Genomic DNA, 13,520 nt, shown 5'->3' with positions numbered 1-13,520 from the left:
CTTGTGTTTAAAATACTTTGCCAAGCGTAATATTGCACATTTAACTGTTAATAGTTACGGTTTTTTGCATAATTTTTAGTAAACTTGACATCATTTTGCTAAAAATTTAAGGCGGTTTCTTAAAAGCAAAAATAAAGGTGTGTTACCTTTTAAAAATCAATAGATTACTAACTAATAATAAATTTTATGTCAGCTACAACACTAAAGCCACACCAAAGAGAACTTTGGGGACATCCAGTAGGATTATACATTTTGTTTTTTACTGAAATGTGGGAACGTTTTTCTTATTACGGAATGCGAGCGTTATTAACACTATACTTGGTAGAAAAAACAACAGCAGATAATCCTGGTCTTGGATGGTTAGATTCTGAATCTATAATGCTTTATGGTTGGTACACCATGTTGGTTTATGTAATGTCCATACCTGGTGGTATGATTGCAGATAAGTTTTTAGGACAAAAGAAGGCGGTTCTTTATGGAGCACTAATTTTAGTAGCTGGTCATGGTATTCTTGCTTTTGAGCCTATGTGGGCTTTTTATACAGGTTTAGCCTTAATTGTCTTAGGAGTCGGACTCTTAAAACCTAATATTTCTACAATGGTAGGAGGCCTGTATAAACAAGGAGACATTAGAAGAGATAAAGGATTTAGTATTTTTTATATTGGTATTAATTTAGGATCACTTTTAGCAACATTTATAGTTGGATATGTAGGTGAAAAAATAGGATGGCATTACGGTTTTGGATTAGCAGGAATTGCAATGTTGTTTGGGTTAATGGTTTACATGTATGGTCAAAAGTTTTTGATTAACGTTGGAAATAAGCCAACCGAAGAAGATAAGAAAACTGATGTTTCATTAGGTAAGTTATTTGGTGATTTAATGAAGTCTCCATTGAACCTTGTAATTGTTTTGCTTATAATAGGTTATGCGTTTTATGCAGGGTTTAGCTATGATGGTATTGATAGTTGGGGTTATACAGCCTTATACATATTTATTGCTTTAGTAGCAGGTGTAATGATGATGATATATAAAAACTTAGAGACGCAAGTATCAAGAGATAGGTATTTAGTTTTATTATTATCATTCCTAATTGTTATTGTGTTTTGGGGAGCGTTTGAGCAAGCAGGTGGATTAATGAGTATTTACACCAAAACCAAAACCGATAGAACTTTATTTGGATGGGATATTCCAGCAACATGGTTCCAAGGTTTAAATGCAGGATTTATTATAATATTTGCAACCATTGTTGCAGGATATTGGGCAAAAAGAAAATTAAAAGGTAAAGAGGCTTCGTCATTATTTAAAATGGCTGTTGGTACAATGATTATGGGATTAGGTTTTGTATTCATGATTTTTGCAGCTTCAGAGTACAATGCTAATGGTAGCTCAGGAATGCAATGGCTTGTTTTGGCTTATTTATTCCATACTATTGGAGAGTTATGTTCTTCGCCTGTAGCCTTATCGTTTATTACAAAATTAGCACCTGTAAAATATGCCTCATTAATGATGGGAGTTTATTTTGCAGCAACAGGATTAGGTAATAAAGTAGCTGGAGTTATTGGAGAATCTGCATCAGAATTTGGTGAATATGCAATCTTCTCAGGAATTACAATTTTTACTGTTCTATTTGGTTTACTTGTAATTTTATTACTTAAACCTCTAAAACGTCTTACACATGGAGCTGAAGATAACGAGCGTGAAATCTCAAGTGACGAAACTGAAGGTTTTGAATTAGCTGATTCTGAAGCAAACTAACTTAATATTAAATATAAAGCCCTTGCTAATTTATACAGGCAAGGGTTTCTCTTTTCTTAACTAAAACTAACACTATGAATACTGATATTGAAAATCTGTTTAAAGACAAGGTTTTAAGTCATCCTGCAGGTCTTTTTGTGCTATTTTTCACTGAAATGTGGGAGCGATTTTCTTTTTATGGCATGCGAGTTCTACTAGTAAATTTTCTAACCATGGCTGCAATAGGTTACAATCCTGGTTGGGAATGGTCTGTTGAAAATGCTGGTGCCTTATTTGGAACCTATGCTATGTTGTTATATGTAACACCAATTATTGGAGGTTATATTGCTGATAAATATACTGGATATCGTTGGGCTGTTATTATTGGGTCATTAATTATGACTTTAGGACATGCGTCTATGGCTTTAGAAACAGAGTTTTCATTATATCTCGGATTAGTGCTTTTAGTTGTAGGTACAGGTTTTTTTAAACCAACAATGACATCCATTATTTCTGAGATGTATAAGAAAAACCCAGAAAAGAAAGATGGAGCTTATACAATTTATTACATGGGAGTAAATGCAGGAGCTTTCTTTGGGATGATGTTATGTGGCTATTTAGCTGAAAAAATAGGTTGGGCTTATGGATTTGGATTAGCAGGTGTGTTTATGCTTTTAGGTACCCTTCAATTTTGGTTAGCAGGACCCTTGTTTGGAAAAATTGGAGCCAAACCTACTAAAGTTCATGAGATAGAATTGCCTCAAAATGTAAACGAGAAAAGTGCCAAAACAGAAAATAAACAGCAAGATGATGAAAAACCTAATCCGTTTACCACTTTAGATAAAGTTTTAATAGTTATTTCATCAATAATTGGTCTTGGTTATGCTATAAATGACCCAATGTCTAAGATTGCTAATATAGATATGTTTTCCGCGTTTCAAATTGGAGATATTGAAGGGCAATATATAGCAGTTTTATTTGGTTTAGTTCTGTTCTTAATACTAGTTATAGGAAGAATTCTAAGATATACAGCAGTTGTTAGAGATAGAATGATTGCATTTATCATATTTGCTTTTTTCACAGTATTCTTTTGGTTGTCATTTGAGCAAGGTGCATCGTCATTAGTTATTTTTGCTAGAGATAGTGTGGATAGAATGTTAAGTGGTAATTCTGCAATTGCTTTTAATATTATAAATACATTACTAACAGTTATTCCACTGGTAATTATTTCTTGGGTATTGTACCTGCTTTGGAAGAAAACATTTAAAAAGATTCCAGGTTCTAATATTGTTCTTGTAATTTGTTTCTTATTAATGTGGGGAATTGTTGGTTGGATGTTAAATAGAGATTTTAAAACCATTGCTTATGATGTTTCTTACAACGCGATTGAAAAAGCAGATTTGGATGAAAACGGAGTCCAAAAAAAGACTGAAACAGGTGAGTTAAAGTTTGTTTATCTTCCAGTTACACAGGGTTATTCCATAAGTCCTTCAGATAAAATTGTAACGAGAACTACATCAATTGCTGAGCCATTAGACTTTAAAGTTGGGGATAAACTTAACATTATTACAAAAAATAATGAAGGTACAGAATTCGGGTATTTAAATTCTGAACGACTAGATTTTGCCGTTAATCAAGGAATACAATTAAATAGAGATAATGGTGTGGTTGAGGCTCAAGTTACTCAAGTAAGAGATAATGAGGTAGAAATAACCGTATCCTGGTTTAGTATTCTAAATTCCTTTTTTATAATTGTATTTGCTTCATTTTTCTCAAGATGGTGGGAAAGCAAATATAATCCAAGTGCAGCTACTAAATATGCATTAGGATTAATTATAATGGGAGTTGGCTTTGGTTTACTTGCTTTTGGATCTTATGGACTGGTAGAAGGAGTTAAAGTAAGTATGGTTTGGTTAATATTAGCATATTTGTTTCATACTTTGGGAGAGTTATGTCTTTCTCCCGTTGGGTTGTCTTATGTTAGTAAGCTTGTTCCCGCACGAATGATTGCCTTGATGTTTGGGATGTGGTATCTAGCAATTGCTATTGGTAATAAACTTGCTGCTGTGCTTGGAGGGCAAATTGAGAATATAACAGAAGAATATAGTTTGTCTACGTTTTTTGTAATTTTTACAATAGTGCCTACTGTTGCAGGATTACTTGTTTTTGCTCTAAACCCTGTATTGAAAAAATTAATGCATGGTGTTAAATAACGAGTAATTCGTTAAAATAAACGTAAAATGCTCCTCTTTTGGAGCATTTTTTGTAAGTTCGGAATAACTTTTGCAACAAATGATATTATGAAAAAACTTAGATATTTATTAGTATTTGCATTATTAACTACAGTTAGTAGTGTAGCTCAGGAGATTAATTGGGTAACTTTTGAAGAAGCTCTAAAACTTCAAAAAGAAAAACCTAAAAAAATTATGATGGACGTGTATACAAATTGGTGTGGTCCATGTAAAATGTTAGACCGAAACACATTTCAAAATAAAGATGTGGCAGATTATGTAAACGAGCATTACTATGCTGTTAAGTTTAATGCCGAAGGAAATGATAAGGTTACTTATGAAGGTAAAACATTTACTAATAAAAGCTACAAGCCAGAATTGGCAAATCGTAGAAATGGAGTTCATGAGTTAACAAGGCATTTAAAAGTAAGTGCATATCCTACTATCGTGTTTTTTGATGAAGAAGGAAAAGTGCTTACGCCTTTAAGAGGTTATCAAAAGCCTCAACAAATAGAGTTGTATTTAAAACTCTTCAAAAACGATGAACACAAGAACATGACCTCTCAAGAGGATTTCAATGCGTATTACACTGCATTTGAACCAAAGTTTCAAGGTTAAAAATACTATTCAATAATAAACGCTCCCTTTTCACTAGTTTGATGGAAAGGGAGTTTTTGTTTTAAGCACGTTGCTTTCCATCGTTTAATGTAAGATTTGTAATTGCTACCATCAGCAATAATGACCTCTGGTTGAATAGAGTCTATCAAACGTTGCAAATTAATCTTAGGAGAGTTACGAAGTAATACATAATTAGGCTTAAACGCTGTAACATTGTAAACACTCAAACTATCTACCACTAATACCATTTTGTTTTGAACTTTATAGATAGATTTCAGTGAGTCTGTTTTAAAACTTTCAATAAAATTACCAACTCTGTAGTTTTTAATGACTTTATCATTTTTAAAACCTGTACTGTCTAGGTTATGATAAACTATCATATTTCTATTAGATTTTACAGTAATCAAACTGTGTCTGCTTTTATGAAATACGATAAATTGTTTATTAGATGTCTCATATTTTGTATAAATCAAAACACCTTGAAATACCATAATAGCGATAAGCATGAAAGTTAAACTCTTAAAGTTCCTTTTCTTATTCAGCACAAAAAGTGAAGCAACAATTAAGTAGCTACTTAAAACATGAGCTAAACTAAAAGGGATATCTCTAAATAAAAATGTTTCTTGTTTGGATACCCAAGCAACAATTAAATTCATTGCATTAATTGTACTTCCAAAAAAATTAGCAAGAAATTCAGGAAGGCTATTTAAAACAGCTAAAACAATGACTAGAATACCTAGACCTAAAATCAATCCTAAAAACGGAATTATAGCAAGGTTTGAAATAAAAAATAAACTAGGAAACTGATGAAAGTAATAAAGACTCACAGGTATGATTCCAAATTGCGCACTTACTGTAACTGTGAAAATTTGCCAAAAATAGTCCAGCGGCTTTATTTTAGTTGACCATAGTTTGTAAAGTATAGGCTGAAACGTTACAATAGCAATAACTGCTAGATAACTAAGTTGAAACCCAACATCAAATAAAAACATAGGTTTGATGAGCAGCAATATAAAAATAGATATGGCTAGTGTGTTGTAAATGTTTGTTGGTCGTTTCCAATTTATAGCAATGGCAACAATGCTAAACATGGTTACAGCTCTAGTAACCGATGCTGATAATCCTGCTATAATGGCAAAGCTCCAAAGCAGAAGGAGTATGCACAGTATTTTAATGGGTTTACCATGTTTAAGACGTTCTAAAGGTTTTAATAAAATATTTAGTAGGAGTAATATAATCCCAACATGAAGCCCTGAAACTGCAAGAATGTGTATTGCTCCAGCATTGGTGTAATTGTTGTAAACGTCTTCGCTTATGTCTTGTCGTTGCCCTAAAAGTAAAGCATTTATAATTGCGAGTTCATCTGGAGCGAAGTTGTATGTTTTTAATTTAGCATTTATGGTATTTCTAAGTGCTGCTGCATAACCAAAAATAGTATTGCTCTTGGACTTTGTTTTGTAAATAGACTGTTGATTCGTGAAAATTTGATGATAGATATATTGCTTCTCTAAATAGTTTTTATAATTGAATTGATTTGGATTTAGAGGGTTAATCAAATCTTTTATGGGGGAGTATGTGATATAAATATCATCGGTTTTTAAGCGTTTTAAAGTAGAATCTTTTTCAATGTTTAATAAAGATTTTCCATTAACAACAGTTGAGTCAATCTTTAAAATGTCAATGATGTATTTATTGTAGTAGTTCCCTGGTTTTAGTTGTTTTCGTATTCTAAATGTAATTTCTTTTGAAGCCGATTCATCCATTTCCACTACTTTGGTGTAGTGATTATAAAATTGTTTTTCATCATGAAGGTTATGAGTTAACACACCTATACTTATCGTAGTAATAAAAGTAATTAGTCCAAACCAAATGGAGTTCTTAAACTTGTTTTTAAGATAGAGAAAACATAAAAATAAAAGACAGATTAAACTAAGACTAGTATATAATGATAGTTGTAACGGAATTGTAATATAATAACCTATATAAATCCCGATAACTAAACAAAGCGTTAATTTTATAAGAGTAAAATTTAGTAACTTCATAATCTAAGTTACTAAAAAATAATGGTTTACAGTACTCTTCGAGCTTGTACGAATGCAAAATACCAATACCGTTCAGCTAACGACGATATAATCACTCCTGCACTTGTTGAAGCATGAATAAACTCTACATTGCCTTCGCTAGCAAAAGTAACTATGCCAACATGATTAACTTTTCGGCTATTTTTTCTTGTTGCGAAAAACATTAAATCTCCTTTTTGAACTTCTTTAAGGTCTATCCAATTTCCTGTAACTGAAAGGTCTGAGGTTGTCCTAGGTAGCATAATATTTTCACTCTTAAAAGCTGTCATTACCAGTCCAGAGCAATCCATTCCTTTTTTGGTAGTTCCACCATATTTGTAGCGAACACCATCAAATTGTTTAGCATAGTCTACAATACTTTCAGCAAGTGCATTTGATGTTGTATTAGTTGTGTTAGTTGCCCTTTTTTCGGTTTTTGTAGTGGTTTTATGTGAGCTTTTGGCTTTTTTTGAGGATTTACAACTATTCAAACAGATAAGTGCTAGTAGCAGTATAGTAAAGTTTTTCATGTATTGAATTTGTGACTAAAATTAAGAATTGAAACAAAATAAAAACAATAAATTATTAGTTTGGGAAGGCTTTTGAATAGTTATGAAAACTCTTATCAACAAACCTGTTTTAATTTAAGCTTTTAAAAATCAATTCAGCAGTTTTATTGCTTGCGCCTTTACCTCCTAATTTTTTCTCTAAATCATAGTAGTTCAAGAAAAATTTCACACGTTGATAATCGTCTAGAATAATTTTTAATTCTTGCTTTAAACGTTTGGTGTTAAAATCATCCTGAATCAATTCGGTAACCACTTCTTTATCCATAATAAGATTTACCAATGAGATGTATTTAATATGTTTTACCAATCGTTTTCCTATTTGGTAAGATAACCAACTTCCTTTGTAGCATACTACTTCAGGAACTTTAAACAATGCAGTTTCTAAAGTTGCAGTGCCAGAAGTTACTAATGCAGCGTAGGATACACTGAGTAAATCATAAGTTCGGTTGCTAATAAAACTTACGTTATTATTTGTAATAAAAGGCTCATAAAAACTATAATCTTGACTTGGCGCTCCAGCAATTACAAACTGATAACCAGGAAAATCGTCAACAATACTAAGCATAACCGATAACATTTTTTTAATTTCCTGTTTTCGGCTTCCTGGTAGTAAAGCAATAATAGGTTTTTTGTTGAGCTCATGTTCAGCTCTAAAACTATATTCATCAACTTGTTGTCGTGCTCCAATAGCGTCAATTAATGGATGACCAACAAAGTTTACAGGATAATTATGCTTGTCTTCATAAAATCCTTTTTCAAAAGGAAGAATAACATGCATGTGGTCGATATCTTGTTTTATATCCTTAATACGATTTTCTTTCCAAGCCCAAATTTGTGGAGAAATATAGTAATGTGTTTTGTAGCCTTTTTGTTTTGCCCATTTAGCAATACGTAAATTAAAACCAGGATAATCAATAAAAATGATAGTATCAGGATTGTATTGTTCAATATCCTTTTTGCAAAATGCTAAGTTTTTGGTTATGGTTCTTAAATTCATAACCACTTCAATAAAACCCATAAAGGCTAAATCCTTGTAGTGTTTTACCAATGAGTTGCTTACAGCTTGCATGAGGTCGCCTCCCCAAAACCTAAATTCAGCATTTACATCAATTTTTTGTAATGCTTTCATTAGGTTTGAGCCATGTAAATCACCTGACGCTTCTCCTGCAATTATGTAATACTTCATCTATAAATACTTTACCAAAAATGTAAATACAGCTATTAAAACCGTAACTAAAAGTACACCTCTAGCTCTATAATCTTGTTTCTTTTTTATGAAAATAAAAAACGCACCTAAATTTAAAATAGCTCCTATACTTACTAATTTACTAAAAAAACCTTCCGATAAGGATTGCCTAATAGTGGTTTCAATATCATCGCCATTTCCAAAAAGATAAACTGCTAATATTAAACCCATAAAATTAGCAATTAATCCAACAATAAATCCAATAAAAACTTCCTTTTTAACCATTCAATTTCCAAGTGTTTAAATTTTGTATGCAATGATGAGCTGTCAAATCAAATTGTATTGGTACTACTGAAACATAACCGTTTTTTAAAGCCCATTCATCAGTATCTTCTCCTTTGTCTAAGTTAACAAATTTACCTGTTAACCAGTAATATTCTCGACCTTGTGGGTTTTTACGTTTGTCAAATTCTTCTTCCCAATTCGCTTTAGCTTGTCGGCATACTTTTATACCTTTTATATCTTTTTTAGGGAGATTAGGAAGATTTACATTTAAAACCACTCCTTTTGGCAAACCTTCTTTTAAAACATTTTCAGCAATAGTTTTCACAAAGGATTTTGTGGCTTTAAAATTAGCGTTCCAATTGTAATCTAAAAGTGAAAACCCTATAGCAGGAATGCCTTCAATACCAGCTTCAATAGCTGCACTCATTGTTCCTGAATAGATAACATTTATAGATGAGTTTGAACCATGGTTTATACCTGAAACACAAAGGTCGGGTTTGCGGTCAAAGATTTCATTTATAGCAAGTTTTACACAGTCGGCAGGTGTTCCAGAACAACTGTACTCTCTTTGTTTACCTTCGTCGATTTTTATCTCTTCTACAAACAGTGTTGAATTAATAGTAATTGCGTGTCCCATTCCGCTTTGAGGGCTATCAGGAGCTACAACAATAACGTCTCCAATGCTATTCATAACTTCAATTAAAGTTCTAATTCCTGGAGCAGTTATACCATCGTCGTTTGTAACTAAAATAAGAGGTCTTTTTGCCATAAAATATATTGTTGTTTGTGAGTTGCTAAAATAAATAAAACCCTTCAATTACCTGTTATGTTAGGTTTAACAAAAAATTAGTAGGGCTATATTTTATTGGCACGGTTTTTTCTTTTACTTTAGTGAAAAATATAACTTAATTTTTGTAGTTATATACAGTTAAAGTATAAATATGAAAGATATTATGAAAAGGAACTATAAAATTTTGCTTTTGGTTTTACTACTTGCATTTGCTTCTTGTAGTTTTACCTCAAAAACCTTTGAAGACCCTAACAAAGATAAATTACTCATTCAACTTATTAGTTATGTTTTAAATGAAGGTCATTTCAGTCCAGTTGACGTAGATGATGATTTTTCAGGATTAGTGTTTGATGATTATATAAAGCAATTAGATCCACTAAAGCGTTATTTTTATGAGTCTGATATTGAGGAATTCAGCGCTTACAGAAATAGTATTGATGATCAGATTAAAGAATACGATTTAACGTTCTTTAATTTAACTCATGAGAGACTATTAAAGCGTATGGAGGAGTCTAAAGAAATCTACAAAGAAGTGCTGTCAAAACCTTTTGACTTCAATGTGGACGAAGATTTTTCTACCGATTATGATTCAATGCCTTATGTAACATCTAAAAAAGAAATGAAAGAGCGTTGGAGACAACAGCTTAAGTTTTCAACCATAGCTAATTATGATGATTTATTAGTGCAGCAAGAACGCGGAGCTAAAAATAAAGATCCTGAAATGGCATTTGATGAAAATAGCGATGCTGCAAATACAGTAAAAACTGAAAAACAGCTAGAAGAAGAAGCTAGAGAAGCAACGTTAAACTCTTTAAATGAACTGTACGCTTTTATAGGTGAAAGACAACGTAAAGATTGGTTTTCAGTGTATATCAATGCAATTGTTGAGGAGTATGATCCACATACGTTTTATTTTGCGCCAGAAGATAAAGATCGTTTTGATGTAGATATGTCTGGTAATTTTGAAGGTATTGGAGCAAGACTTCAAAAGAAAATGGATGCTATTTTGGTTAACGAAATTATCAGTGGTGGTCCAGCTTGGAGACAAAACGAACTTCAGGTAGGAGACCAAATAATGAAAGTAAAGCAAGAAGATGAAGAAGAGGCTGTAAGTGTTGTTGGTATGCGTTTAGACGATGCTATCAAATTCATAAAAGGACCAAAAGGTACTGATGTAACCTTAACTTTGAAAAAAGTTGATGGTACAATAGAAGACATTACAATTACTAGAGATATTGTTGAACTGGAAGAAACTTATGCAAAATCTTCAACAGTAATTAAAGACAACAAAACATTTGGAGTTATCAATTTACCTAAGTTTTACGTTGATTTTGACGATTACAATAAAAGAAATGCGGCTTCAGATGTAAAACAAGAAATCATAAGATTAAAGCAACAAGGTATGGAAGGTCTTGTGTTAGATCTTAGAGATAATGGAGGAGGATCGCTTCAAACGGTTGTAGATATGGCAGGATTGTTTATTAAAGATGGTCCAATAGTTCAAGTTAAAACTACAGGAGAGCCAAAAGAAGTTTTAAAGGATAGAGATATGTCTATTGTTTGGGATGGACCGTTAGTGATATTAGTTAACGAACTTTCTGCTTCAGCATCAGAGATTTTAGCTGCTGCAATGCAAGATTATAAAAGAGCAATAGTTATTGGAAGTAAACAAACCTATGGTAAAGGAACAGTGCAAAATGTACTAGACCTTAATAGAATGGTGAGAAATAATTCCAATGGAGATATGGGAGCATTAAAGTTCACGACTCAAAAATTCTATAGAATTAATGGTGGTTCAACGCAGTTGGAAGGAGTAAAGAGTGATATTGTAGTTCCAGACCGTTATAAGTATATTGGTATTGGTGAAAGAACGTATGACAGTCCTTTAGAATGGGATAAAATTGATGCTGCAGATTATGACCTTTGGGAAAACTATTACGATTATGAAACTACAATTTCAAAAAGTAGAGAGCGTATGGCTAATAGCGATCAGTTAAAGTTAATTGATGAAAATGCTAAATGGATTAATACTATTAGAGAAACAGAAAACTTTTCTCTTAACTATAAAAAATACAAAGAGCGTTTAAATACTAATGAAGAAGAGGCGAAACGTTTTGAAAAAATAGCAGATTACAAAACTAATCTTACATTTAATTCATTGCCTTATGAAATTAAATTAATGGAGCAAGACTCTGTTTTAAAACAAAAGCGTGAGCGTTGGCACCAAAATTTAAGTAAGGATGTGTATATTGAAGAGGCTTTAAATGTTTTAAACGATCTTAAAATGACCTATGGTGTTAAAACAAAAGTAGCTGCAGTAAAAGATTAAAATAAATGAGTAAAAACAGTAACTCATTAACACAATTAGCGCTCCAAAAGTTTAAAAAGAACTTTTGGGGCGTTTTAAGTTTTTGGCTCATTGTTGCCATTGGGTTAGTGTCTGTTTTTGCATATGTTTTAGCACCAGATAATTCTCAAAATGCAAATCAAATGCATTTAACAATTCACTCTAAAAAACCTGGTTTTAAAGCGAATATTCTTACTATTCCATCCGAAATAAAAAATGAACAATCTTTTCTGTCTAAAGTGTTTTATGGTGAAAGAAATACTGATACCGAAATCCCAATTTCAGAATTTAAAGCTGATAATGATAAATTAGTATATACTGAATATGCCTCTGATGGATTAATAGGTGTAGAAAAAGAAATTGCCCTAAGTGCTTTTCCAAACCAAGATTTTAAGCCTTTTATAAAAGAACGTACATTTTTGTTTGGTACTGATAAATACGGAAGGGATTTATTAAGTAGAGTATTAATAGGTTCTCGAATTTCGTTTTTTATTGGTTTTATAGCTGTATTTATTTCTTTAGTAGTTGGAATCTTTATGGGAAGTTTAGCTGGATACTTTGGAGGAGTAGTTGATACAATAGTTATGTTTATTATTAATGTAACCTGGTCTATTCCAACATTGCTTTTGGTTATTGCTATTATATTGGCTTTAGATAAAGGGTTTTGGCAAGTGTTTATAGCGGTAGGACTTACTATGTGGGTTGAAGTTGCTAGAGTAGTGAGAGGACAAGTTATAAGTGTAAAGGAAATGCAGTATGTTACTGCAGCTAAAGCTTTAGGTTATACCGATTTTAGAATTGTTACCAGACATATATTACCCAATATTATGGCTCCAATTATTGTCATATCAGCAGCAAATTTTGCAGCTGCAATTTTAATTGAAAGTGGATTGAGCTTTTTAGGTATTGGAGCGCAACCACCAATGGCAAGTTGGGGAGCTATGATAAAAGATCATTATAATTATATTATACTAGGAAAACCTTATTTGGCAATAATTCCTGGTTTGTGTATTATGATTTTGGTAATGGCTTTTATGCTTATAGGTAATGCGCTTAGGGATGCATTGGATGTGAAAAATTAAACCTATTCGTTTCTTAAAGCGTTAATTTCTTTATTCGTGTCGTCAATAAACTGTAAAACGTCCTCTCTACCTATGGCTTTGCTTGAAGAGGTTACAAAGTAATTAGGCATTTCTTCCCAAGTTTTAAGCATTTCCATTTCGTATTCTGAAATATTTCGTTCAATGGCTTTAGGTTTCAGCTTGTCAGCTTTTGTGAAAATAATAGAAAAGGGGATTCCGTGTTCTCCCAACCACTCCATAAATTCTAAATCTATGTTTTGAGGATTATGTCTAATATCAACTAATACAAATGCAGATACGAGTTGTTGACGTTGTTCAAAATAATTGGTAATGAACTTTTGAAATTTCTTTTTAGCAGTCTTAGAGACTCTTGCATAACCATATCCTGGTAAATCCACCAAAAACCAGTTTTTATTAATCAAAAAATGATTGATTAGTTGAGTTTTTCCAGGCTTTCCAGAAGTTTTTGCTAAATTCTTATGGTTGGTGAGCATGTTAATTAGCGAGGATTTTCCAACGTTACTTCTACCAATAAAAGCATATTCAGGCAATATGTCTTTTGGGCATTTTGTAACTTCAGAATTGCTTATTACAAACTCTGCTGTTTTAATTAACATG

General features: G+C 32.1%; 11 protein-coding genes. 5 read left to right on the top strand and 6 right to left on the bottom strand.

The window, feature by feature from the left end; translation table 11 throughout:
* Positions 1-186: 186 nt before the first annotated feature.
* From ACQ0RB_RS04370 to ACQ0RB_RS04360, 3 genes are all read left to right on the top strand, one after another.
* Positions 187-1,755, top strand: a complete 1,569-nt coding sequence (locus ACQ0RB_RS04370) for a peptide MFS transporter (protein ID WP_129759342.1) — start codon at positions 187-189, stop codon at positions 1,753-1,755.
* A gap of 74 nt (positions 1,756-1,829) precedes the next feature.
* The gene (locus ACQ0RB_RS04365) at positions 1,830-3,947 is read left to right on the top strand and encodes a peptide MFS transporter (protein WP_430496724.1); all 2,118 of its coding nucleotides are present in this window, start codon (positions 1,830-1,832) and stop codon (positions 3,945-3,947) included.
* A gap of 87 nt (positions 3,948-4,034) precedes the next feature.
* Positions 4,035-4,583, top strand: coding sequence for a thioredoxin family protein (locus ACQ0RB_RS04360; protein ID WP_187347835.1), 549 nt, complete (start codon positions 4,035-4,037; stop codon positions 4,581-4,583).
* 5 nt (positions 4,584-4,588) lie between these two features.
* Here the strand turns inward: ACQ0RB_RS04360 and ACQ0RB_RS04355 are convergent, their stop codons facing one another.
* The 5 genes from ACQ0RB_RS04355 to surE form a co-directional block, all read right to left on the bottom strand.
* Complete coding sequence (locus ACQ0RB_RS04355; protein WP_430496722.1) at positions 4,589-6,625, bottom strand: ComEC/Rec2 family competence protein; 2,037 nt, start codon at positions 6,623-6,625, stop codon at positions 4,589-4,591.
* Between the two features lie 26 nt (positions 6,626-6,651).
* Positions 6,652-7,173, bottom strand: coding sequence for a C40 family peptidase (locus tag ACQ0RB_RS04350; protein WP_430496720.1), 522 nt, complete (start codon positions 7,171-7,173; stop codon positions 6,652-6,654).
* A gap of 109 nt (positions 7,174-7,282) precedes the next feature.
* On the bottom strand, positions 7,283-8,398 hold the full coding sequence (gene lpxB, locus ACQ0RB_RS04345) for a lipid-A-disaccharide synthase (protein WP_430496718.1): 1,116 nt from the start codon (positions 8,396-8,398) through the stop codon (positions 7,283-7,285).
* Positions 8,399-8,683, bottom strand: coding sequence for a hypothetical protein (locus ACQ0RB_RS04340; RefSeq protein ID WP_430496716.1), 285 nt, complete (start codon positions 8,681-8,683; stop codon positions 8,399-8,401).
* Entirely contained in the window at positions 8,676-9,452 is a 777-nt protein-coding gene (surE, locus tag ACQ0RB_RS04335; RefSeq protein WP_129759336.1) for a 5'/3'-nucleotidase SurE, read from the bottom strand. Before surE ends, ACQ0RB_RS04340 begins: the two co-directional genes overlap by 8 nt.
* Before the next feature lie 184 nt (positions 9,453-9,636).
* Between surE and ACQ0RB_RS04330 the strand changes: the two genes are divergently transcribed.
* Both ACQ0RB_RS04330 and ACQ0RB_RS04325 read left to right on the top strand, forming a co-directional pair.
* A complete protein-coding gene (locus ACQ0RB_RS04330; RefSeq protein ID WP_430497011.1) occupies positions 9,637-11,802 on the top strand; it encodes a carboxy terminal-processing peptidase in 2,166 nt (721 codons plus the stop codon).
* A gap of 5 nt (positions 11,803-11,807) precedes the next feature.
* A complete protein-coding gene (locus ACQ0RB_RS04325) occupies positions 11,808-12,902 on the top strand; it encodes an ABC transporter permease (protein ID WP_430496714.1) in 1,095 nt (364 codons plus the stop codon).
* A 2-nt stretch (positions 12,903-12,904) separates the two neighbouring features.
* On the opposite strand, the gene yihA is transcribed toward ACQ0RB_RS04325, so the two are convergent.
* Positions 12,905-13,519 (bottom strand): ribosome biogenesis GTP-binding protein YihA/YsxC, encoded by a 615-nt coding sequence (gene yihA, locus ACQ0RB_RS04320; RefSeq protein ID WP_129759333.1) that lies wholly within the window; start codon positions 13,517-13,519, stop codon positions 12,905-12,907.
* Between the last annotated feature and the right edge of the window lies 1 nt (position 13,520).

It is taken from the genome of Gaetbulibacter sp. PBL-D1, from assembly GCF_050509525.1.
Classification (GTDB): Bacteria; Bacteroidota; Bacteroidia; order Flavobacteriales; family Flavobacteriaceae; genus Gaetbulibacter_B; species Gaetbulibacter_B jejuensis.
This window is presented reverse-complemented; position numbering and strand designations above follow the sequence as displayed.